This is a genomic window from Dactylococcopsis salina PCC 8305, assembly GCF_000317615.1.
Lineage (GTDB): Bacteria > Cyanobacteriota > Cyanobacteriia > Cyanobacteriales > Rubidibacteraceae > Halothece > Halothece salina.
This window is the reverse complement of sequence record NC_019780.1, coordinates 3713095-3736905: the sequence shown is the minus strand read 5'-3', so window position 1 is coordinate 3736905 and position 23811 is coordinate 3713095. Positions and strand designations below refer to the sequence as shown.

The window sequence follows — 23811 nt, the reverse complement described above, 5'->3', positions numbered from 1 at the left end:
TATAAGTTGTTGGGTTACACTTCGTTTCACCCAACCTACAGTTTCACTTTTTGAAAATGGTATAAATTGTTGGGTTACACTTCGTTTCACCCAACCTACAGTTTCACTTTTTGAAAATGGTATAAATTGTTGGGTTACACTTCGTTTCACCCAACCTACAGTAGAAAGTAGGTTGGGTGAAGCGAAGCGAAACCCAACACAAATATTGTGGCTTAATCTCCTCGCTACTAAATTAGTGAGACATTCAATTGAACGTCTCACTGACATAAATTAAACTATCATAGCTCACTGTTTATAATGATTCGGGTTTCCCATTCCCGTGCTGAGAGCATAACTAAAACTCAATCCTTTTAACCAAAGGGAAGGGTAGCGCTTTTCTAGCCAAGATTGATTATTTTTTAGCCATTGCGGAAACCAGCCTCGAAACAGAAAACTGATGATTGAGTCGAAGGTGAAGCTGAGATAACTTCCTACCCAACGGAAGAAGTCTTTTGCCCCTGCTTGTTCCCATATCCAAGCAATCAACGCTGGATTCATCCAAGCGGCTTTTAGCGCCAGACGGTTAAATAATCCCCATCCTGCACGATCTTTGATGAAGGTGTCTGCTACTTCTGGGGGTTCGTTGGCGAGTAAGCCAAAAAAGGTGTTTAACATGGAGTTAATGCGTTGCGGAGGAAGGGTTTTCCCTGTCGGGACCATCATGCCTTTAGAAAATAGCCAGGTGACTGCGACGTTGCTTTGGTAAGCGCGAACTTGGTTCAGGTGTTCGGCTTCGAGGAGATCATGTTTAAGCGCAGTGTCTAAGAGGGTTGTCAGTCGATCGAGGTTGCGGATTAATGAACCAAACCCTGTAAACACCAGGGGAGATTGTAAAGAAGCGGCATCTCCTAACGCCAGCAGTCGATCGAACGCAACCGCCCGATCGCGCTTACCCACGCTAAAATGACCAGGAATATAACCAAATGTCGCTTTCTTCCATTGCAAGTCTTCCATATTGCAGCGACGATATTCTGGCAGAATTGTAAAGAAATCTTCATACATTTCTAATAAAGAGCCTGGATTCTGAGGATGTACCTGATGGTAATGGAAAAGATAAAAGGTTAACTCTTCTTCGGCGGCGGGAAAGAGTTCCCAGATCAGTTGTCGTCCGCGAGAAATATCACCATGGGAGTTTAAAACATCTCCATAATCAGAATCCCACACCCCAGGGGGAAAACCGCTTTTAATCGTCGCTCCCACCGTTGGACAAACACTATCAAAAGCGCGATCGGCGTTCAGTTGCCAAGCAATGGGAGAAGCGGACCCCATGGCATCAATTAACAATCGTCCCGTTGCTGTTTTCGAGGTGTCACTAGGTAAATGCTGACAATCGACTGTTACCGCCGTTTTACTCACATTTGCTTCTCTAAACTCTGTCTCGTCCCAAATTTCTCCTCCGAACCCTTGCAATTTTTCCCCACACAGCGCCAAAACTTTTTCCGAATCGAGAGCAATATTCAAAACTGTTGGCGTGTGTAACACATCACCCTTGAGATCGGGGGGATTATTGCCATCAAAAAACTTGTTATAACCGTCTTTATATTCCCTCGCAATAACGGTTTCAAACTCACTTTCTGTAAATAATCCTAAATCAATTAAGGCTTGAAACTCTTGGCGCGAAATATTCCACTCCCGATTCATCCGTCCAAAGGGAAGACGCTCCATCAATAATACACGATAGCCTCGTCGCGCCATCACCGCCGCCTGAATCACCCCTAACGCCCCACCGACATAAATTAAATCATATTCAGGAGATGATTCGGGTTCAACTTCAGTGCGTTTAACCACTGTTTTCGGTTGTTGGGGATTACGAGCTTCCTCTCGCCAGCGTTGTTCCCACCAATAAACACGAGTAAGCGCGGCTTCTCCATTGGGGATTTTTTGGAAAAAATGAACCGTCTTGGGGTAATGTTCTTGTAAAGCGGAAAATATAGATTCTTGAGAAAGGTCGATTTGTGGCGGTTCTGGATAGGTGAGCGGAAATTGGTGTTGGAGCGAGGATTTCAGGTTTTGCGCCAAACGACGAGCAAAAGGGACTGGAAATTTCCCCCACCGAAAGACTTTTAGATAAGTGGTGTTTTGTACTGACCACAAAAAAATTGATAGTTCTCCCTGTGTGTTCGGGAACTGTAATCTTAATCCTTGAGTCGTTAGTTTTTTATGATTAGGGTCAATTTGCCAATTTTGTTGTAACCACTGACAAACTGAAGCAGTATCGCTGATAGGAACTTCGATATAGAGGATTTCTTCCATGATTGTCTTTTAGATCAGAATAAATTTGTAAGAATTACGGAGTCAAATCGGGGTAAAGTACGCTAAACTTTCAGATACTAAAAATTAAAATCCTTTAATAAAAGTTTACATACTTATCATTTTTTAAGAAAAGACACTGTCTTATAAACCAGCTATGAATTATCCCATCCCAGCGACAGCAGAAGAAATAGAAGCCCTGAAAGAGAACCCTGTTGATGAAGAACTCATCGCCGCCGCGATCGCAGGAGTGGTTCAAATCGCCCGTTCTCAAGGACAAACCCTAGATGAACTAACCGCAGAAGTGTTAGCCGACGATCATTGGTTAGAACCGGAACAAAGACGGTGGCTTAGTGCTATTGTGGCGCAAGCGTGGGAAAGTCTGGGGAAGGAGAATTAATTTGATTAATCCCCCATCTCCCCCATCTCCCTTGTCTCCCCCATCTCCCCCATCTCCCTTGTCTCCCCCATCTCCCTTGTCTCCCCCATCTCCCTTGTCTTGGGGGAATGATCAAGGGGTCGATCGCTGTGTCAAACTGAGAAATGATGCACTCTGAGCAAAAACAATGACCAACCGTCTCGCCGAAACCCAAAGTCTTTATCTTCGTAAACACGCGGAAAACCCCATTGATTGGTGGTATTGGTGTTCGGAAGCGTTAGAAAAAGCGAAAAATGAAGATAAACCCATTTTCTTATCGGTGGGTTATTCCAGTTGCCATTGGTGTACGGTAATGGAAGGAGAAGCCTTTTCCGACAGTACGATCGCGCAATACCTCAATGAGAATTTTATCCCGATTAAGGTCGATCGAGAAGAGCGCCCCGATCTTGATAGCATTTATATGCAGGCGTTACAGATGATGACGGGACAAGGCGGTTGGCCCCTAAACATCTTTCTTACCCCACACGATCGAGTTCCCTTTTATGGTGGCACTTATTTTCCCCTTGAACCCCGTTATGGTCGTCCTGGCTTCTTGCAAATTCTACAAGCAATCCGTCGATTTTACGACCAAGAAAAGGAAAAACTCAATTCCTTTAAGGGAGAAGTGATGACCTTACTCCAACGTTCCGCAACCCTTCCCTCCTCAGAAACCCCTCTCAACCGCGAACTACTGATCAAAGGTCTTGAAACCGCCGTCGGAATTACCAGCAGTCGTGGGACACCGCCTAGTTTTCCCATGATTCCTCACGCGCAACTCGCCCGACGAAAAACACAATTTTCCGATGAATCGCGTTATGATGCCGAAGCGATTACCACCCAACGGGGAATGGATTTAACATTAGGGGGAATCTATGATCATGTTGGCGGCGGATTTCATCGCTACACCGTTGATGGCACTTGGACAGTTCCCCATTTTGAGAAAATGCTCTACGATAACGGGCAGATTATGGAATATCTCGCTAATTTGTGGAGTAGTGGAGTCAAAGAACCCGCCTTTGCCAGCGCGATCGCGCACGCCGTACAATGGTTACAACGAGAAATGACCGCCCCTGAAGGTTATTTTTACGCCTCCCAAGATGCAGATAGCTTTACCACTTCTGAAGAAGCCGAACCAGAAGAAGGCGCATTTTATGTGTGGTCTTACCAAGAATTAGAAAGCCTCCTCACCCCTGAAGAATTAAACGCACTGCAATCAGAGTTTACCGTCACCTCTGAAGGCAATTTTGAGGGCAATAACGTCCTCCAACGGCAAACAGGAGGTGAACTATCCAGTCCCAGTGAAACCGCGCTTAAAAAGCTCTTTAACGCCCGTTATGGTAATCTTTCCTCACCCGTGACCCCTTTTCCCCCAGCAACGAATAACACCGAAGCGAAACAAACGGCTTGGGAAGGTCGCATTCCTCCCGTGACTGACACCAAAATGATTACGGCTTGGAATAGTTTAATGATTTCGGGATTAGCGAGAGCTTATGCTGTATTTGGGGAGAAAACTTACTGGGAATGTGCGGTTAAGGCGGCGAACTTTATTGGGGAAAATCAATGGGTAGCAGGGCGTTTTTATCGTCTCAACTATGATGGAAAAGCGACCGTTTCTGCTCAATCAGAAGATTACGCCTTATTCATTAAAGCATTACTTGATTTATATTGCTGTCATCCTGAACAAACGCAATGGTTAGATCAAGCCACCCAACTCCAAGCAACGTTTGATGAGTATTTGTGGAGTTCAGAAACGGGAGGCTATTTCAACACCGCAAAGGACAATAGTAGCGATTTAATTATACGAGAACGAACTTATATTGATAATGCCACGCCAGCAGCGAATGGGGTAGCCGTTGCGAACTTGGTGCGTCTGTTTGAGTTAACGGAAAAAACCGATTATGTGGCGAGTGCAGAAAAAACATTACAGGCTTTTAGTAGTATCATGGAACAGTCTCCCCAAGCCTGCCCAGGATTATTTTCGGGGTTAGATTGGTATTTGCACGGAACTTTGGTGCGTTCAACGTTAGAACAGTTACAAACCTTAATTCCTCAATATCTTCCCACTTGTGTTTATCAAGTGGAAACGGCTTTACCAAAGCAGGCGGTAGGATTAGTTTGTAAGGGGTTAACTTGTTTAGAACCAGCGATGACTCTTGAACAATTGATGACACAAATTGATGAATAATGTAGGGGTTGCTGAAAAAGTCCATTGGTGGGTTGAGTAAGGCAAGAGGCAAGAGGCAAAAGGCAAAAGGCAAGAGGCAAAAGGCAAAAGGCAAGAGGGTTGATTTGTCGGTAGGAGTTTAAGGTTTTGATGCAAGGTGCGTGAGGATTGAACAATCAATGAACTTGCATTTTTACCTGAACTGAATCGCCTCAAATCCTTATTTAGTAAACCTTTCAGCTTTATTCAGCAGACCCTAATGTAGAGACGTTCTAGAGGAAATCCTTACACAAATAACGAATAACGAATAACCAGTAACAAATAACCAGTAACAAATAACGAATAACCAATAACCAATAACCAATAACCAATAACCAATAACCAATGTTTACTGATTTATTACAGCCGAGTTTGGTACTAGGAAAACCTGTGATTTACCTGAGTGCTGATATCTTAAAACAACATCAATTAAAGGGTTTGATTCTAGATGTGGATGAAACGTTAGTTCCCTTAAAGTCTCGTCAAGCCTCTGAGGAGTTAATGACTTGGATTGATGAGACTCGCCAAGTGGCTAAAATTTGGTTGGTGAGTAATAATCTCAGTGAAAGTCGCATTGGTGGGATTGCAGAATCGTTAAATCTTCCCTACATTTTAGGGGCAAGAAAGCCGTCTCGGAAATGTTTACGGGAGGCGGCGACTGGAATGGAATTACCCGTGAGTGCAATTGCGATGGTGGGCGATCGCGTGTTTACTGATGTTTTAGCGGGAAACCGATTAAAAATGTTTACGATCCTAGTTGAACCGATGGTTGATCCCGCAACGCTCGATCGAAGCTATCCGATCCGCCGTCTCGAAGTTCAGATTTCTCAATGGTTGGGAGTTAGTCTGAAATACCAGAACACAGCGCGATCCCAACCTAACAAGTCCTAATCGGGGAAAATATAAAAAAATATAAAGGAATAATGACGTTAAAAACGGATATGCAAATATAAAAAACGATACAAATGGGGTCAGCCCAGATAAAGACCCTAAATATACGAAAATTAGAGACAATGGGGGCGGTTATCCAATCAGTTTTGGGTGATTGCCCTCGTTGTTTATAGATATTTCTCTATTATTATTTATGTCTCAAACCATAGTTGTTAAAATCGGCACGTCTAGCGTCACCCAGCCAGAAACAGGATCACTGGCGATCGCAACCATTGCCACCTTAGCAGAAACCCTCACCGAACTTCGATCGAACGGGATGAGGGTGATTTTAGTTTCCTCTGGTGCAACAGGAGTGGGGTGCGAACGGTTACACTTAAAAGAACGTCCCCGCACGATCGCGCTAAATCAAGCAGTGGCAGCAGTGGGACAAGGGAGACTGATCAGAATTTATGATGATCTGTTTTCCACGCTACGACAACCGATCGCGCAAGTGTTACTCACTCGTCAAGAATTAATCCAGCGCAATTCTTATGTTAATATCTACAACACCTTTCAGTCTCTGTTAGATTTAGAAGTGATTCCCATCGTCAATGAAAACGATACAGTCGCGGTGGAGGAGTTAAACTTTGGCGACAATGACACCATGTCAGCATTAGTGGCGAGTTTAGTGGAAGCAGATTACTTGTTTCTCCTGACAGATGTCGATCGACTCTATTCTGCTGATCCCAGAAATGACCCCGAAGCAGAACCGATCAAGAAAGTCGTCACCCGAAAAGAGTTAGAAGAATTACAAGCCAATGCTGGGAAAAGTGGGTCACAATGGGGAACTGGTGGCATGGTGACGAAATTGGAAGCCGCGCGAATCGCTACAGGTGCGGGAGTGAAAACGGTGATCACCCATGGACGAAGACCACAAGAGATTCATCAAATTTTATCAGGCGCCTCGATCGGAACTCAATTTGAAGCCCAACCGCGCGGAGAAAATGCCCGTAAACGTTGGATTGCTTATAGTTTAGTCCCAGTTGGTGAATTATATCTCGATCACGGTGCTGTCAAAGCGATACGCGATCGAGGTAAATCTTTATTACCTGCTGGAATCACTCATGTTGAGGGAGACTTCCAAGCAGGAGAAGCCGTCACCTTATGTGACAGTGAAGGGAAAGAAATTGCCCGAGGATTAACCAATTATAGCAGCGCAGAAATTAGACAAATTCAGGGACATAAATCCGAAAAAATCCCTTTAATTTTAGGTTATACCAGCGCCGAAACTGTGATTCATCGGGATGATATGGTATCCGTTTTGTAGATGACAGAGAATTATTTTTTCTGGTAAAGAAGATAACGGGAGTTTTTGTGAATAATGGGGAAATTCAGTTTATGTTGAGCATTTGTTACCGCATAATTGGCTTTGTATTTGACCATTAAAGTATCAACTTGTTTTGTGGTTAAGCCCTGATAACCTTCACTCATTGCGGTTGCAAAATCATCTTTATTGAGATTTCTTTTACCTTGAGTTTGCCAAGGATTAATATCTCCACTTAAATCATTTAAACGTTGATACCATTCTAAAACAGGAAGACTACTCGGAGGCATCAATTTATATTTCGCGATCGTCCCCCGTTCACTTAACCAACTAAAACTAACTCCATCAACAGGATGAGAGATGAAAACACTATCTTTAGGCGTGTTTTCTTTAATCCAATAACACATTTCCTTCCATTCTTGATTAACTGATTGTGGATTACTGGGGAAGTTTTTTAGCTCGATAAAAGTTTCGTAAAAATCTTGACCTTGAATGACACAAGTAACAGTTAAAACAGCAATACCGAGAAAAATAAAAATTTTTTTGGCGATTCCTTTACTGCCTTTTTCTAACGCTGAAATTAACAAAAAAGAAGTGATTAAAGGAAACAGAACATCTCCCACTCGAAAAGGATAATATTGTAAAAATTTTCCTTCTTGATCAAAAGGAGAAACGATCAATCCAAGCCAAAAAGGAATCATTAATGTTCCTGCTAAAATAGCTAAGTCAAAATGTTGAGAAGAAAGCCTTTTTCTTTGGCGAGACATAAAAACTAAAACCAGAGAAAATATCGGCAGATAAATTAAGAGTTCCCACCACCAATCATTAGACCAAGATAAAGGATTAAGATGATGAGGGTTTCGCAAATAGACATAAATGAATGAGGGAGAAACATCAATGGTATTAGGAACATCTAAAGTCAGTTGTTTAATAATATGAGGAATCGCGGGTAACGTTGCCAAGAAATAAGCTAATCCCATGCAGACATTATTAGGAAATTCTGCGAATGAACTTCGATCGCGCAATAATAAAAAAACGATGACTGCTAAAACTGACCATCCTCCCACTAAAATATGAAAAGTGGTAGCTAAACCGAGAAATAAAGCCATCCAGATATAAAAACGTTTTAAGAGAAACCCGAAACCAATGAATAGAAAACTATAAGCAATTACTTTCGGTTCAATTCCACGAGTTAACCATTCACCTGCTACCAATCCCTGGTCATTTTTTACATATAAGAAAAGTGTCATTCCTAGGAGAAGAGTCAGCAAAGTTGATTGAATTTGTTTTGCTAAAAAAGTTAAACCGATCGCTAAGAGAAAATAACCGAAAAAACGACCAACAATTGACGTAAATAATAAGCCAAATTGAGTTGCTAATGAACCAAAAATAAGGACAAAAGGAGTGCGATACCCCGCAGGAAGATTATAATACCAGTCCTCTTGTAACCATTGAGGATTAATCTGTTGTCGAGAAAAAGTGAGGATATCAACTTCATTGACTCGCCCCATGTTTTCTTCTAAGATAAATCCCAATGCTATAAAGAGAGTTGTAATTAAAACCGCTTGTAGGAATTTATAGTCAATTTTACGAGCTAATAATCTCATTATTTTAGGATTGAATTGATTATGATTAGTTTGGTCATTCCCATTTATAACGAACAAGGAATTTTAGAGATTCTCTATGAACGAATTAAAGTGGCTTCTGCGGGCTGGAATCAAGATTATGAGGTCATTTTTATTGATGATGGAAGCAGCGATTACAGTTTAGAAATTATCCAGAAATTAAATCAAAAAGACGATCGGGTAAAAGCAATTTCTTTTTCTCGTAATTTTGGACATCAAACCGCCGTTAGTGCTGGTTTAAAATACAGCACAGGGGAAATTATAGTGGTGATGGATGGGGATTTGCAAGACCCTCCTGAACAAATTATCAATTTTTTAGAACAATGGCAACAAGGTTATCAAGTCGTGTACGCAATTCGTAAAAAAAGAAAAGAAGCCTGGTACAAAAAACTAGCTTACTACAGTTTTTATCGCTTGCTTAATTGGATGTCTTCTGTTAAAATTCCTCTAGATTCTGGCGATTTTTGTTTGCTCGATCGAACCATTGTTGATCATCTTAATTCCTTACCAGAAAGAAATCGTTTTGTACGAGGATTAAGAGCTTGGATCGGTTACAAACAAATTGGGATTCCTTATGAAAGAAATGCTCGTTTAGCTGGCGAAGCTAAATATACCTTTAGGAAACTAATTCGTTTAGCTTTTGATGGTTTAATCAACTTTTCATATCGTCCCCTCCAAGTTTTTACCTCTCTTGGAATCATCGTTTCTCTTCTGTCTTTTTTAGTAGCAATTTATTACTTATTTGCTTGGATACTTGATCCCACTGTGAGAGAACAATTACCAGGTTATACCTCCATTATTATCGCCATTTTATTTTTAGGAGGAGTTCAACTAATTTCGATCGGAATACTAGGAGAATATATTGGACGAATTTTTGATGAAGTAAAAGCCCGCCCTTTATTTATTATCAGCCAAAAAATTGGCATCGATCAATAATAATACCAATTTAAAAAGTAGATGTTACATTTTGTAGGGTTTGCAAGGCAAACCCTACCGTCAATTCAGATTTTATTACTGTAACTTGACTTTTCAAAAATAGTATATCTCAAATATGGTTGAACTGAAAAATAGCGAAATCAACATCAATAAAATTTAATTAAAGGAGAAATGTTCTATCACTATCTAGCTTTAGGAATCTCGATCACGGGAGGGATTTTTGGTCAACTGCTTTTAAAATCTGGTGCGTTAAAAAGCAACACTGGAATCTTATTTTTCCTTGATCCAAAACTCATCGGAGGATTATTTCTCTACTTTCTCTCGGCGCTATTTTACATTTTTGCACTCAAAAAAATTCCTCTTTCCGTTGCTTTTCCCAGTGTTTCCATCAGTTATGTTGTCGTTGCATACTTAGCCCATTTAATCTGGAATGAACCCTTCGGAATCAATCAACTTTTAGCACTGAGCTTAATTATCAGTGGCATTATCATCTTAAATAAATTTTAGGGGAAATGGCTCCCCTACACAATTAAGAATTATCTTTCTAAAGATACTCTCTAAATAATTCTGGAACAACCTTTAACTCTCCAGAGGAACACTTGTCTAAATCAACCCAACGGGCAACTTTTTTTCTTTTTCCCTCATTAAACGTCACTGCTTCTAGTTCATAAAACTTGGGGTCAACAAAATCACATTCATAGAGTTGAATTACCTCATGTCCAGGCTGACCATTAAAAGAGAAAATACTCTCTAAACAACTGACATATTTAATGTTAGTAATCTCAGCATCTAACTCCTCTTTAAACTCCCGTTTGAGGGCATCTAAACTCATTTCTCCAAACTCAACGCCTCCTCCTAAAGCGCGGTAAAAATACTCCTGCTTTGTCGTATCATATCCTTCCGAGAGAAACACACGATTCTGATTATCTTTAATTAAACCAAGTACCAAAAATCGAATTTCATTAGGGTTGTGCATAACAATTAACTAAAATAACTTCCTTAACAACTCATCTCGACTGATATCAAAATGTTCAGCTACACTCTTTAATATATTATTCAGTGTTCCTATTTTAATCGGATTATGAGCCGGAATCGTCAAATGATGCTCGCCATTTTCTTCAGTCTTTAAACGAATATGACTACCCGTTTGGCGAGTTACCTGATATCCCAAACGAGATAAACTTCTAATTAAATCATAACTAGACAAGTTTCTGGGAAGTTTCACAACGCAAAAACCTCATCCCGAACAATATGTAAACGAATAAGTTTAGGACGAGTTTCTGATTCTTCAAAATGACAGCTAACTGCATCTTTAATCATTACTTTTAAACTTTGCAAATCATCCGCCTCAGTAAAAATCGACTGATTTAAAGCACTCGCAGTATAACCCCCATCGGGATCATCTTCCACAAGAAAGACAATTTCTGTTGATTGACGCATTGAAAAATCATTCTCCTTTTTTTCAGAATTAAAGATCGCCAAAACCTTTCTTTTTCTTCTTCTTCTTCTTTTTCTTCCCACTACCCGCCGCTTGACGAAAACCAGGCTGCGGTTGACCTCCCATCGGGTTGCCACCGCCACCACCGAACATTCCACCGAGTCCACCCATTCCAGGCATTCCCATCTCTCCTTGTCCCATTTGTTGCATCATGGAACGCATTTTTCTAAAGTCTTCCACCAATTTAGAAACATCTTTTTCTTGATGTCCTGACCCTTTTCCGACCCGACGACGACGACCTGGAGATTTAGCTAACAATTCCGGTTCTTCTCTTTCTTGTTTCGTCATCGAATTGATCATCGCTTCCGTGCGTTTCAGTTGAGTTTCTCCCTTCTCAATATCTGACCCACTGAGTTTATTCATCCCTGGAATCATTTTCATTATGCTGCCAAATGATCCCATATTTTTGAGTAAGCGCATCTGTTTTAAGAAGTCATTAAAATCAAATCGCGCTTCCAACATTTTCGCCTGCATGGCTTCCGCATCCGCCATGTCAATTTCCTCTTGGGCTTTTTCCACCAGAGAAACCACATCTCCCATCCCCAAGATACGAGATGCCATGCGTTCGGGATAAAACGGCTGTAGCGCTTCGACTTTTTCCCCAACACCAATGAATTTAATCGGTTGTCCAGACACTTGACGCACTGATAACGCGGCCCCACCGCGAGTGTCGCCATCAAGTTTCGTTAAAATCGCACCCGTAACCCCCACTTGTTGATGGAAAGTATCTGTCAAGCTGGCGGCCTCCTGTCCCGTCATCGCATCCACAACCAATAAAACCTCATGGGGAGAAATTGCCTTTTTCACAGCAATTAATTCTCCCATCATATTTTGGTCAATTTGTAAGCGCCCGGCGGTGTCGATGATAACCGTGTCTATTCCATCAGTTTTCGCTTTTTCTACCCCTTGTTTTGCCACCTCAACGGGGTTAGCTTCTGTCCCCATTTCAAACACGGGAACATCAATTTGTTCTCCTAATGTTTTTAACTGGTCAATAGCAGCAGGACGATAAACGTCTGTTCCCACCATCAAAGCACTACGATTTTGTTTTCGCAGATGTAACGCAAGTTTGGCTGTGGCGGTAGTTTTTCCTGTTCCTTGTAATCCCGCCATCAGAATAATTGTTGGTGGCGTTTCTGCTTGGGCGAGGGGAACATTACTTTCTCCCATCACCTTCACCAGTTCATCGTTGACAATTTTGATGAATTGTTGGTCGGGACGGACTCCTGAGATCACATCCGCACCTTGAGCGGCTTTTTCCACATCCGCAATAAAGGTTTTAACCACTTGTAGGTTTACGTCTGCGGAGAGGAGAGAACGCCGAATTTCTTGTAGGGCGGGTTTGATGTTACTACTGGTGATTTTATCTTGACCACGAAGTTTTTTCCATGCGGATTCTAGACTTTCTGATAGTGCGTCAAACATAGAATAGATTGATAAATATCTTGACTCGGAATTTATAATTATAAGGTCTCTTCTAATGTAGCGTCTTCAAGAAACTTGAATAGATCAGTAAGTCGATTCTTAGTTCATTACTATCTTCTCCTTCTATTTCACCCCAAATGGGGGTTATATTTAGGTTCAGGTAATTGCTTAGAATTGGTGTTGGGTTTCGCTTCGCTTCACCCAACCTACGCACTAATTGGCGGAGATAATACAAGAACTAGATAATAACACTAACTTGTCATTTTCAAAAACAGCGCAATTCTCTCTCCTTGTTTCTAACAAAGGAACTATTCCCTGTTCTAACTTTAGCTGTGCATTTTTTGTCGCTGGTTGGTACTGTTGTAACCAGTTATTATTACTTAAATACTCAGGAGTAAAGCTCGATCGATCCAATAACCAAAACTTAATCTGATATTGATCAATGAATTGAGAAACCACATCAAAATCGGAACTATATTGCGCTGTAATTAAATCTAAAGTGCGCTGACGAAACTGTTGATAGTACCCCCAATGATAAGGAATCGCGTATTCAGGGCTAACTAAGATCGAACGTTGGGCAAAAGTAGGAATATAATCCCCTTCTAAACTCAAGGATGCGACAACAATATCGTGCTGTTGTTGTTTAAGAAATTCATAAAGCGCCGGTGCATTTCCCTTTTTATAACCAGTGGTGGGAAACCCATCTTGTAATAAGGGATAACCCAATAAAGGGATTCCTAACACTAAGATAGTGACCAGAGGAATTAATTTTTTAAGCAAGGAATCAAAGTTTGATTTTTGACTAAACTTAAAAGCAGCATCAATTAAAATAACAATAACTAAACCCGCCGTAACACTAAATATGATTCTAAAACTATGTTCAGTATAACGACTAGGAATATGAAGTTTAAATAATAGGAGATGAGACGCGGTAAACATTACTCCTGATGCGAGAAGGATTTGGGGAAATAGAATTAGGTTTCGACTCAGTTTTTGAGTGAAGGGAAAAGCGCGGGGAAATAACATCAAAAAGGGAATAAAAAAAGCTAAGATATTTGTTACTGGTGTTAAAGCGCTCGCTAAACCTAATCCAGAACGTCCCTTCCACCAAGAAAAACTCCCATCATCATCTTGAAAAAATTCTGAACGTCCTTGAGGGAAAAATTCAGGAAGTTGCATCGCTTGTTCACGAGTAATAACAGGAGAAAACTCGTTACTATTGAGGGCGAAAGGAAGAATGACAATTGTCGCAACGATTAATCCTAAAATGCTAATGTAGCGATTTTTTTGCTCTGATGTTAACTTTAGTTTTCCTCGTTTTATAGTAAATAAATCTATAAAAAGTGTCACTGATGTAATTAGTAATAATTGCGGATAAAATAATCCTTGTAGCGCGATCGTTGCGAGAAGAGAAAATAAACGCTTTTGTAGCAAGAATAAAATAAATGCTAGAAATAAAGGATAAAGAAATGATCGCGCTGTTCCTGATACAATAGCTTGAGAAAGTAAGCCCAAACTTTGAGCCAGTAAAATCGTTCCACTAAAGGCAGCAAAAGGAATCGGAAGGATTTCTAAAACAACACTAAAACAAAAAAATGCTGTTAGTAAGTTAAGAAAGACTGGAATAAACTTATTTAAAAGTAATGGATCAATTCCCAATTGTGCTGGAAGCCAATAAACAAAACGATATCCCCAAGGTGCAACTGTTTGAAAATAATTAGCAATTAAATCATTAGGAAATAAACTCGGATCAAGAAAACGACGCATCCAAAAAACGTGCTGACGAGCATCATCTTGCACAAAGTAATCACTGATAAATGCTTCTTGTAAACCCAGTAAACTATAAATTAAAACAACTGTTAAACTGAGCGCAAACCAAAAATAAGTGAACGATCGCGCTGTGAAAAAATGATGCAACCAACGATAACAAACATCAACCTTAGTAAACACCGATTAATTATTCCTGCGATTGTCGTCCCAACTCATATACCCCAAATGCCATACAAGCCAAAATTCCCACGCTAATTGCCCAACTACGCCCTAAACTAATCTCTACACCATAGTTGCACAAAATACCTAAACCTAGAAAAGGGAAAATACTAAAGATTGAAGCGTAAAACGCATTTTGGGATTCTCTCGCCTCACGGGTGCGTTCAAACTCTTGTACCGAAAGATACATCGATCGCTCTGCAAAATTGAACCAACGCATCAACTGTGTCATCAACCATTCTCGCACCGAAGAAAGACTAAGATAGAGAGCAAATGCCCAAAGCGTAGCACCAGCAACAGTCGTCGGATCAATGTTAATCGGGGGGAGCATCTCAAGCATAATTAAAAAAGGTATTTAAAAGTAATATCTATTCGCATTGCTTCAAGAATTTTAACAAAAATTATCCAGAATCGCGATCGCGCTTAGTTCTCATTCAGCCGAATCCTCCTCCTCTTCTAAACCAGGACGATCGAGCAACCGATTTCCTTGTCCAATCTGAGTCCATAGCGTTAACCCCTGTATCGATCGAGCACCTGGTATCTCACCAAAAAGAGAAATCAAATAACCGATAATCACTCCAATTGGGGCGGTAATTGCCGATCGCCAAATCCCTGGAAAACTGACCCATCCTGCTTCCGAAGCCACAATCATCAACATCACCGTGATCACCGTTCCATAAAACGCACCATTAGCATTAACCCGAGGAAACAGAACCCCCATCAAGAAAATCCCCAACAACGGCCCCAAAAAAACCGTCGTATAAGTAACCAGAAACGGCAATAAATCCTCCCCCGTTGAAGCCACATAAAACGCCGACAAAATGCCGAGAATCCCCCACACCACAATCAACAACTTCGCCATCTTTAAAGACTTTCCCTCAGCTTCCTCTCTGAGAAAATAGCGATCGTAAAAATCCACCGTCATACAAGTCGCCAAAGAATGTAAAGCCGAATCGATCGAAGACATCGCCGCCGCAAAAATCGCCGCCACCAAAAACCCAGAAGCCACAGGCGGCACTTGATTAAGAATAAAAAAGGGTAAAATCTGATCCCCCATCACATCATCAGGAAGTCCAGAATTAAGACGATAAAACGCAAACAAAATTACACCCAAGAAAAGCGTCGCCGCCACCCCCACAAACCCCATAAACCAGCCCACAAAAATCGCCTTACGCGCCGACGGTACATCCGAACAAGAAACATATCTTTGTACTGATTGCTGATTTGTACCCGCCACAGCAAAAGATAAAACACCATAAGCAAACAACGCCGTTGGCAAAGAATAGATGGAATCAGGCTGCCAAGACAGATTAAAAACCGTTAACTTTCCCGCCTCCCCCGCCGTCGCCCATAACTGACCAAACCCCCCATCAACCTGAGAAACAGCCGTCCAAATTCCCGCCCCCAACCCCACAAAAATCATCCCAAACTGCAACACATCCGTCCAAACTACCGCCGTAATCCCACCCGTTACCGTGTAGAGAATAGAGAATAAACCCACCAAGACGATCGTTAAATAAAGAGGCATCCCCGTCACCGTTGAAACCACCAAGGAAGCCCCATAGAGTAAAGCCCCCAAACGAGCAATTACGAATAATAAAAAGCACAACGAACCCAGAGAGCGTGTTTTCCCATCAAAGCGTTTCTCTAGATATTCGTAAGCAGTGGTTAAATTTAGATTCACGAAAAACGGCAAAAATAGCGCAATGACCAACCCATAGCCAATTAAATCTCCTAACTGTAGTTGTAAATAGAGAAAACCATGTCCATAACCTTGTCCTGGCCCCCCCAGAAGCGACGCAGCCGAAAAAGAAGTCGCAATAATTGAAAACCCAATTGCCCACCAAGGTAATTGGCGACCCCCTCGAAAATACTCATTGGTATTACTCGGTTTCTGACTCGCTAAAAACCCGATCGTAATCACAATTATTCCGTAAAAGCTAACGATCGCCCAATCAATTAAACTCATAAAACTTCTCCCTTCTTGGCGCACCCTATTAGACTACAACCTTGTTCGATTTCTAGGAAATATGGAAACGCTCATCCCCCCTCTTGCGTTAGATATGAATTTTTGTAAAGAAAGTTAAAATAGATACAAGTATCAGACTTAAAACTTTAACCTGACCCTATGACTTCTCAATCAGAACAGCAAAAGTTGTTAAAAGCAGTTTTAGAACCATTGCTCGATGACTTCCAGTATTGGTTTTCTCGCTCCCGTAACTTATTAGAATATAAAACCGTAACTGTCTTGTCTCCTCAAGAACAAGCGGACTTATTACAGCGTGTTAAAACCGCTCAAGAAGAAGTGACCGCAACCCAGAGTTTATTTAAAGCCACCGATGGCAATGTGGGAGTGGAAATGTCCACCATCGCCCCTTGGCATCAATTAGTTACGGAATGCTGGCGCGTCGCAATGGAAAATCGACAACAGCAACAACCGTCATCCGATCAGGGGATTAATGAAACAGGTTAGAATAGAGGATATTAGAAAATAATTAGCACGCTGTTAATTAAAGTTAGATTTACTCCATCAAGTTTCCACAACAACGTCAGTACATTTTAAGGAAAGTCATGTTACACCTCCTATACATCATCGCTTTTACCGTTATTGCTTTTTTCGCTGTCAGTAACTTAATTCGCAGTCTCATTAATATCGGAACCGAAACCCAAAGAACTCGCAATACTTGGAACTCCCAACGCAACCGAAATAATTTTAATGGCGGTCGTTACGCTTCTTCTCAAAATCCTCCCCATCCTGAATTGTTAGACGAACAGGGAAGACCCGTTAATGAACCCCTTTTAGTTATGCGCTCCGTGAATGTTGATGATGCAAGAGAAAAATTAGACGCACTTTATAACAGTTCTCCTAATAATAATCAAGAGGAAGATCAAGATTAATTACAACTTTAAACAAGTGTGATTATCGCTGATTTTTTCCCTTTTTAATTTCTCTTCCTCGCTGAATTTTTCAAAAAATTCTCTCACTCCTGGGGGAAAGTTCGGAAAGGAAAACTCAGCATCTCCCTGCGCGATCGTCGCCCAAAAATAACGCAAGTCGGGAACGTATTTCTCGGCTTCTTCTGGGGGGATATTTAACGGCGGTTTCGTTAATAATCTCATCATAAAACCGTCCGCTCGATCGCCCATCCATTCTCTAGAAAACTTTAACAAATCCTCCCAACCTGGAACCGCTTTCACCCAATGGGATTGAATATTTAATTCCATCTCACCTTGAGATTCCCCACTCACTTCTATCACCCGATAAGGATGAGGATAACTCACCAGAGACCCCGTCGTAATCTCATACAAATTTCCCTCCCTTGCAATATCTTGAACATGAAGATGACCCGTAAACACTAAACGCACTTCATACTGATTTAGAAGCTGTTTTAAACGCGGCGCATTATCCAACATATAACGAGTTGAAATCTGGTGATTCGCTTGTCCAGGGAAATGTTCAATCACATTATGATGTACCATTACTAGAATAAATTGATCCCTTATTTTCGGTAACAAATCTTCTAGCCACTGTAATTGTTCCTCATCCATACAACCCAATTGTTCTCCCGTTTTATCAAAAATATTTGAGTTCAGCGCTACTAATTGGACTCCTGGATGTAACTCACAAGTGTAATAAAGTTTATCTGTCTGATTGTAACCACAATGAGTGTAATAACTGGGGAATTGGGGATAAGTAATCGCAGGATTTTTCCCTGGATTTTCTCCTGATAAAGTAGGGAAATCATGGTTGCCAGGAATGACATACACTGGAAACGGAAGCGTTTTTAAGTAATTGGATAACCACTCATGGTTCTGTGGTTCACCATCTTGGGTTAAGTCTCCAGGAATTAAGAGAAAGTCTAGATCAAGGGTTTTAAAGTGTTCAATGACTTGTTTGAAACCTGGAATACTCACTTCCACCAAATGAAAACGTTTCGGATGATGGAAAATTGTTTCTTCGACAGCAATATGGAGATCACTAGCAATACCAAAGCGGAAGTTATAGTTCATCATTAATCGCGCAGTAGGATTCCATTTATTAATTATAAGTCAAAGTTCAAATCATAACTTCCTCAACTGCTTCTGGAGAAACCTTTTCCGTTTCTAAATTGCGACCACAAGGTAGAGTGAAAGGACATTCTACACAAAATCCCTTACTTTCTTCTACTTGGGGAAACGGTTCTTTCTGTTCTTGGTATTTTTTATAATATGTTTCCAGTTGCTTGAGAAGTTCGCTTAACTCTTTTTTTGTTGTTTCATGTTTGGTTTGATTATATTGGAATGTCACCGCCTTTGGTGTTTGGGGAACTTTGATGAACCAGTAGGTAAATTTAATTTGTTCAGGAACATAATTGGACGTTTCGGTTAATAAATACAAATATAAACGGGTTTGCCAATTGGTTTCGATCGCCTCTTGATTCGCGGGTTTAGGATAGGTTTTCCAATCAATAATTTCCGCTTCCGATTCCTTGAGAATTAACAAGTCATAAATGCCAGTAAATAAGAATTTTCCTTGACGGAGAATGCGTCGATGTTCCGCATCTCGCCAAGTGTTCGCTTCTCCATACACCACATTCGGCGCGACTTTTGCTAAAGCCTCAAAGGACTGTTTTAGCGGTTCATCTGCTGCTAAAATTCCCTCGATCGATAGCCCTAATTCTCTTTGTTGCATTAACCGATGAAACCGATTTCCTAATGTTAAGTGACTCTGCGGTTGTGCGATACAGGGAGACGTGAATTTTTCTAAATAAGTATATTGGAACTTTCGCGGACAAGTTGATAATAAATTTAGGTGAGTTTGCGATAATTGCCAAATTGATTCTGTCATTGTTTCTTCTCTCTCTACACTTTGCTTAAAACAAAAACACTGCCTCGATTTCCTCTGGAAATTCTTAAGTCTTCATCTAGATAAGTGATTTCTAACCATGCTTTTTGATCAGAATTACGCTCGATCGGAAAATCTAACGGCGGAAATTTCTTCCCCTTCTCCACTTCTTCAATATAAGCATCAGGACTTTTGTATCCCAGGAGTTTTTGTAACCCCACAATCGATCGCTTAAAGTTAACATTGACTCGTTTTTCTGATACAGGCGTAAATTCTGCAACCACCGAAACAATCACTTCTAGAAACGGAATTCCCACCACTTCTGCGAGATTATAAACTTTACTTTTTTCGGGAATTATACATTGATAAATTTGTCCCGTTTGTAAAATTGGAAATCGATCAAAGCTGAGTAAATCTTTACTGGTTGTATAAAGAAGTCGCCAATTTCCTCCTAGTAATTCCGTTCGTTCGATCGGATTCGGTGTCCGATTTTCTGCTTCCAATTCCGCGATCGCACTTAAAATATTTACCTTGTCTCCTTCACTCGCTAATAATCCTCTATTTTTTCCCGCGAGTTGATTTAATAACTGCGTCTTTTTACTCATTCTCTTCTCCTTCCTACTAATAGTAATCCCCCTAATTGTACCAAGTTCTCATCTTGACAATTCACAACAGACAATTAACAATGGAGAGCGAGTAAAAGTCGATTTTTTTTCTCTTCCTCTCTCCTCTTGATCCTATGGCGATTTATTTTTATAAAGCCGATCAACCCTATGGTTGCTTTTCTAACTTTTCTCCTCATCCGATCACCATTAATCGCATCCCATGGCAAACTGTTGAACATTATTATCAAGCACATAAATTGTTAGGAACACCTGATCAACCCTTAATGGAAGTGATTCGCCAAGCAGAAACCCCCGAACAAGCCGCAAGCATTGGACGCGATCGCGCTCGCACAATTCGTGTGGACTGGAACACCGCTAAACAGGAAGTGATGTGGACGGCGGTATTAACTAAATTTTTAACTCACCCCGACATTCAAAGGGTTTTACTAGAGACAGGAGAGGAATCGTTAATTGAAAACTCCCCCAAAGATTATTATTGGGGATGTGGGAAAGACGGTAGCGGACAAAACCAACTTGGTAAAATGCTCATGCGTGTCCGTAGTTACATCCGACAGCAAGCCACCTGATCAACTATAATAGAAAGGTTGTAAAAATATAATTCGTTCTTACTGATTCTATTATGGCAGTTCCCAAGAAAAAACGCTCAAAAGCAAAAAAGCGCACCCACAAATCACTCTGGAAAAGAAAAGCCTCCTTTGAAGCGCAAAAAGCACTCTCTCTCGGAAAATCAGTGTTGAGTGGTCGTTCTACCTTCGTCTATCCTGAAAACGAGGATGAAGACGACGAAGAATAATCGTGATCTTTGTCGAGGTGAAACACGCTTCACCTCGATCCCAACCAATTCGATCGAGCTTCTCAATGACTTGTCTTCTCAAAAGAAGGTGTGCTAGAATAGGAAGTGAACAGAAAGCGAAATCTTCCTACTCCGAATAAAAACTTTTCAAAAGTAAAAAGCAGTTCAAAAAATTTTTTCTCAGGGTTTCGCTTGGGAGTCCAGAGTTTTGCTTTACTGGGTGGACAAACATTCAGCCTGAAAAATTTTATTAACAATCTTTCCAGAATCAAGCTGAACCTCGGAAGGGATTGGGTTTAACCCTAATCGCGTTGCCATGCTAGGGAATATAAGGAAGGAAAAACCGTTGGAGTGAGTGTCACGGAAGCGTTCCACACGCTCTTTGTAAAAACTCACCTCTTAGAGACGTTTCCTCAGAAGTCCCACTCCCCATCGCTCAAAGATTCGATCGAGCTTCTCAATGACTTGTCCTCTCGAAAGAAGGTGTGCTATAATAAGAAACGAACAGAAAGCGAAATCTTCCTACTCCGAATCAAACTTTTAAAAAGTAAAAAGCAGTTCAAAAAAATTTTTTTCAGGGTTTCGCTTGGGAGTCCAAAGTTTTGCTTCACTGGGTGGACAAACATCTGACCTGAAAAATTTTATTTAAGTTAGGGTTTGCTGTTGGGAAGCTGCAAGTTTTACCAAATAGGGATTTGAGGAGATTAAGTTCAGGTAAAAATGCAATTTCATTGATTGTTCAATCGTCACGCACCTTGCATCAAAACCTTCCCCTCCTACCGCTCAATCAACCCTCTTGCCTTTTGCCTTTTGCCTTTTGCCTAAGGCAACTTGCCTTTTGCCTCTTGCCTTTTGCCTAACAATAAATAGCTTTCACACAGAATTTTTCTTCTAAAATAAGAATCGTTAATCATTAAAAAAACATTATCTTAATTCTTATGTCTCAGTTGTTTTCCTCAGTAAATACGGATCATCTGGCAGCTTCTACACCCGAAAAATGGACGATCGAAGATAGCGAACAAACCTATCAAATTGAAGGGTGGGGTGATCCCTATTTTTCCATTAATCGCGCCGGACATATTACCGTTTCCCCACAAGGCGATCGAGGAACATCATTAGACTTATATGAATTAGTAGAAGCATTGAGGAAACGCAACATTGGACTCCCCGTTTTAATCCGTTTTCCAGAGATTTTAGCCGATCGCATAGAGCGTTTATATGCTTGCTTCGATCGCGCCATTTCCCGTTATAATTATCCAGGAACTTATCGCGGTGTTTTTCCCATCAAATGTAATCAACATCGCCATTTAGTAGAAGCATTAGTTAAACATGGGAAACCCCATCAATTAGGATTAGAAGTGGGATCGAAACCGGAATTGATGATCGCTTTAGCTAGTTTAAATCCCATCCAAATTAGCAAACAGGAAGAAGAAGAATCCCTTTTAATTTGTAACGGATACAAAGATCGCGAATACATCGAAACCGCTTTATTATCTCGACGATTAGGATATCAAACCATTTTAGTCGTTGAACAACTAGAAGAACTACAAATTATTCAAGAAATTAGTAGCGAATTAGGGATTAAACCCGTGATTGGCGTGCGAGCAAAATTAAGCACTAAAGGAACAGGAAGATGGGGAACATCCACGGGCGATCGAGCAAAATTTGGCTTAACCATCTGGCAAATATTACAAGCAGTAGAAACTCTCAAATCTTATCACCAATTAGACAGTTTACAACTCCTTCATTTTCATATTGGATCGCAAGTTTCTTCCATTAGCGTTATCAAAGAAGCAATTAGAGAAGCCGCCCAAATTTATGTCGAATTAACCGCCATCGGTAGTAACTTAAACTATCTCGATGTTGGTGGCGGGTTAGCCGTTGATTATGATGGATCAAAAACCAATAAAAATAACGCCTCGAAAAACTACAATATGCAGAACTATGCTAACGATATTGTTGCCGAAATTAAAGAGGCTTGTGACCAAGCAGAGATTAATGTTCCCACAATTGTTAGTGAAAGCGGTCGCGCGATCGCCTCGCATCAAGGAGTCTTAATTTTTGACGTTTTAGGAAGTAATGAACCCCCACTCACACCGCCTCCCGTTATTGAAGCAGAAGAACATTTAATTATCCGAAATTTGTGGGAAACTTACGCCCTAATCAACGAAAATAACTATCAAGAACCCTACCACGATGCGATTCAGTTTAAGCAAGAAGCGATTAGTTTATTTAACTTTAGTTATTTAAGTTTACAAGAAAGAGCCAGAGCAGAACAACTTTACTGGGCTTGTTGTGCTAAACTATTTGAAATCATTAAACATCAAGAAAATATCAATGACGAACTGAAAGAGATTGCTAACATTTTAACCTCAATTTATTACATTAATCTCTCCGTTTTTCAATCGGCTCCCGATCATTGGGCGATCGAGCAGCTTTTCCCCATTATGCCCATTCACCGCCTCAATGAACAACCCAGTAAACGTGGTATTTTAGCTGACTTAACCTGTGATAGTGACGGAAAAATTAGTCAATTTATCAACCCCAAAGGACAACAACCGAAAGACTTTTTAGAATTGCATCCTCTCGAAAAAAAACAACCCTATTATTTAGGAATGTTTCTAGTCGGTGCGTATCAAGAAATTATGGGAAACTTACACAACCTGTTTGGGGATACTAACGTCGTCCATATTCAAACTCATCCCAAAGGATATCAAATTGAACAATTTGTGCGCGGGGATACCATTACAGAAGTTTTAGCACAAACCCAGTATTCCGCAGAAGAATTATTAGAAAATCTCCGCCGTCACACCGAACAAGCATTAGAAAGAAAATTAATTTCTCTTCCAGAATCTCGTCGCTTATTACAGAATTATGAACGGAGTTTAAGCAATTACACTTATCTTAATCAAGAGCCTTAAAATTGACTTAATACCATTTTCAAAAAGTGGTGTTACACTTGATTCCCCCAAACTTGGGGGTTAGGGGGC

Annotated in this window: 24 protein-coding genes; 12 read left to right on the top strand and 12 right to left on the bottom strand. The window is 40.7% G+C overall.

The annotated features are described in order from the left end of the window. Positions 1 to 285 precede the first annotated feature (285 nt). Positions 286 to 2292, bottom strand: a complete 2007-nt coding sequence (locus DACSA_RS17820) for a flavin-dependent dehydrogenase (RefSeq protein ID WP_015231079.1) — start codon at positions 2290 to 2292, stop codon at positions 286 to 288. A gap of 154 nt (positions 2293 to 2446) precedes the next feature. On the opposite strand from DACSA_RS17820, the gene DACSA_RS17815 reads away from it, so the two are divergent. The 5 genes from DACSA_RS17815 to proB all read left to right on the top strand — a co-directional run bounded on the left by DACSA_RS17815 (position 2447) and on the right by proB (position 7107). Then, positions 2447 to 2689 (top strand): hypothetical protein, encoded by a 243-nt coding sequence (locus tag DACSA_RS17815; RefSeq protein WP_015231078.1) that lies wholly within the window; start codon positions 2447 to 2449, stop codon positions 2687 to 2689. 1 nt (position 2690) lies between these two features. After that, a complete protein-coding gene (locus tag DACSA_RS21130) occupies positions 2691 to 2846 on the top strand; it encodes a hypothetical protein (protein ID WP_156800848.1) in 156 nt (51 codons plus the stop codon). A gap of 9 nt (positions 2847 to 2855) precedes the next feature. Then, positions 2856 to 4892, top strand: coding sequence for a thioredoxin domain-containing protein (locus tag DACSA_RS17810; RefSeq protein WP_015231077.1), 2037 nt, complete (start codon positions 2856 to 2858; stop codon positions 4890 to 4892). 363 nt (positions 4893 to 5255) lie between these two features. Then, positions 5256 to 5801: a YqeG family HAD IIIA-type phosphatase gene (locus DACSA_RS17805; RefSeq protein ID WP_015231076.1), complete on the top strand. Its 546-nt coding sequence runs from the start codon at positions 5256 to 5258 to the stop codon at positions 5799 to 5801. A 193-nt stretch (positions 5802 to 5994) separates the two neighbouring features. After that, on the top strand, positions 5995 to 7107 hold the full coding sequence (gene proB / locus DACSA_RS17800; protein ID WP_015231075.1) for a glutamate 5-kinase: 1113 nt from the start codon (positions 5995 to 5997) through the stop codon (positions 7105 to 7107). 11 nt (positions 7108 to 7118) lie between these two features. Here proB and DACSA_RS17795 read toward each other — a convergent pair whose 3' ends face one another. Then, positions 7119 to 8711, bottom strand: coding sequence for a DUF6798 domain-containing protein (locus DACSA_RS17795; protein ID WP_015231074.1), 1593 nt, complete (start codon positions 8709 to 8711; stop codon positions 7119 to 7121). A 21-nt stretch (positions 8712 to 8732) separates the two neighbouring features. Between DACSA_RS17795 and DACSA_RS17790 the strand changes: the two genes are divergently transcribed. Both DACSA_RS17790 and DACSA_RS17785 read left to right on the top strand, forming a co-directional pair. After that, positions 8733 to 9665, top strand: a complete 933-nt coding sequence (locus DACSA_RS17790; protein WP_015231073.1) for a glycosyltransferase family 2 protein — start codon at positions 8733 to 8735, stop codon at positions 9663 to 9665. Positions 9666 to 9836: 171 nt separating this feature from the next. Further along, entirely contained in the window at positions 9837 to 10172 is a 336-nt protein-coding gene (locus DACSA_RS17785; protein ID WP_015231072.1) for an EamA family transporter, read from the top strand. Positions 10173 to 10209: 37 nt separating this feature from the next. Here the strand turns inward: DACSA_RS17785 and DACSA_RS17780 are convergent, their stop codons facing one another. From DACSA_RS17780 to DACSA_RS17750, 7 genes are all read right to left on the bottom strand, one after another. Continuing rightward, on the bottom strand, positions 10210 to 10641 hold the full coding sequence (locus DACSA_RS17780; protein ID WP_015231071.1) for an NUDIX hydrolase: 432 nt from the start codon (positions 10639 to 10641) through the stop codon (positions 10210 to 10212). Between the two features lie 9 nt (positions 10642 to 10650). Continuing rightward, entirely contained in the window at positions 10651 to 10890 is a 240-nt protein-coding gene (locus tag DACSA_RS17775; RefSeq protein ID WP_015231070.1) for a type II toxin-antitoxin system HicA family toxin, read from the bottom strand. After that, entirely contained in the window at positions 10887 to 11105 is a 219-nt protein-coding gene (locus tag DACSA_RS17770) for a hypothetical protein (RefSeq protein WP_015231069.1), read from the bottom strand. The genes DACSA_RS17775 and DACSA_RS17770 overlap by 4 nt, the downstream gene beginning before the upstream one ends. A gap of 28 nt (positions 11106 to 11133) precedes the next feature. Then, positions 11134 to 12588 (bottom strand): signal recognition particle protein, encoded by a 1455-nt coding sequence (ffh, locus tag DACSA_RS17765; RefSeq protein ID WP_015231068.1) that lies wholly within the window; start codon positions 12586 to 12588, stop codon positions 11134 to 11136. 213 nt (positions 12589 to 12801) lie between these two features. Further along, positions 12802 to 14538 carry a hypothetical protein gene (locus tag DACSA_RS17760; protein WP_015231067.1) on the bottom strand — a complete coding sequence of 579 codons (1737 nt, stop codon included), beginning with the start codon at positions 14536 to 14538 and terminating at the stop codon, positions 12802 to 12804. Positions 14539 to 14545: 7 nt separating this feature from the next. Then, positions 14546 to 14917, bottom strand: a complete 372-nt coding sequence (locus DACSA_RS17755) for a hypothetical protein (RefSeq protein ID WP_015231066.1) — start codon at positions 14915 to 14917, stop codon at positions 14546 to 14548. A 90-nt stretch (positions 14918 to 15007) separates the two neighbouring features. Continuing rightward, a complete protein-coding gene (locus tag DACSA_RS17750) occupies positions 15008 to 16546 on the bottom strand; it encodes a sodium:solute symporter (RefSeq protein WP_015231065.1) in 1539 nt (512 codons plus the stop codon). A 159-nt stretch (positions 16547 to 16705) separates the two neighbouring features. Between DACSA_RS17750 and DACSA_RS17745 the strand changes: the two genes are divergently transcribed. Together DACSA_RS17745 and DACSA_RS17740 are read left to right on the top strand one after the other, a co-directional pair. Further along, entirely contained in the window at positions 16706 to 17050 is a 345-nt protein-coding gene (locus DACSA_RS17745) for a DUF2605 domain-containing protein (RefSeq protein ID WP_015231064.1), read from the top strand. 98 nt (positions 17051 to 17148) lie between these two features. Beyond that, complete coding sequence (locus tag DACSA_RS17740; RefSeq protein ID WP_015231063.1) at positions 17149 to 17475, top strand: DUF2973 domain-containing protein; 327 nt, start codon at positions 17149 to 17151, stop codon at positions 17473 to 17475. Here the strand turns inward: DACSA_RS17740 and DACSA_RS17735 are convergent, their stop codons facing one another. From DACSA_RS17735 to DACSA_RS17725, 3 genes are read right to left on the bottom strand one after another with little or no spacing between them, the layout of a single operon-like run. Beyond that, a complete protein-coding gene (locus DACSA_RS17735) occupies positions 17476 to 18588 on the bottom strand; it encodes a metallophosphoesterase (protein WP_041235579.1) in 1113 nt (370 codons plus the stop codon). A gap of 46 nt (positions 18589 to 18634) precedes the next feature. Next, on the bottom strand, positions 18635 to 19405 hold the full coding sequence (locus DACSA_RS17730) for a PD-(D/E)XK nuclease family protein (protein WP_015231061.1): 771 nt from the start codon (positions 19403 to 19405) through the stop codon (positions 18635 to 18637). A 14-nt stretch (positions 19406 to 19419) separates the two neighbouring features. Next, positions 19420 to 20007, bottom strand: coding sequence for a PAP/fibrillin family protein (locus tag DACSA_RS17725; protein WP_015231060.1), 588 nt, complete (start codon positions 20005 to 20007; stop codon positions 19420 to 19422). Positions 20008 to 20141: 134 nt separating this feature from the next. Between DACSA_RS17725 and DACSA_RS17720 the strand changes: the two genes are divergently transcribed. The 3 genes from DACSA_RS17720 (at position 20142) to speA (ending at position 23742) form a co-directional block, all read left to right on the top strand. After that, positions 20142 to 20594 (top strand): NADAR family protein, encoded by a 453-nt coding sequence (locus tag DACSA_RS17720; RefSeq protein ID WP_015231059.1) that lies wholly within the window; start codon positions 20142 to 20144, stop codon positions 20592 to 20594. Between the two features lie 53 nt (positions 20595 to 20647). Then, positions 20648 to 20821: a 50S ribosomal protein L32 gene (locus tag DACSA_RS17715; protein ID WP_015231058.1), complete on the top strand. Its 174-nt coding sequence runs from the start codon at positions 20648 to 20650 to the stop codon at positions 20819 to 20821. A 938-nt stretch (positions 20822 to 21759) separates the two neighbouring features. Continuing rightward, on the top strand, positions 21760 to 23742 hold the full coding sequence (gene speA / locus DACSA_RS17710) for a biosynthetic arginine decarboxylase (protein WP_015231057.1): 1983 nt from the start codon (positions 21760 to 21762) through the stop codon (positions 23740 to 23742). The last annotated feature ends 69 nt before the right edge of the window (positions 23743 to 23811 follow it).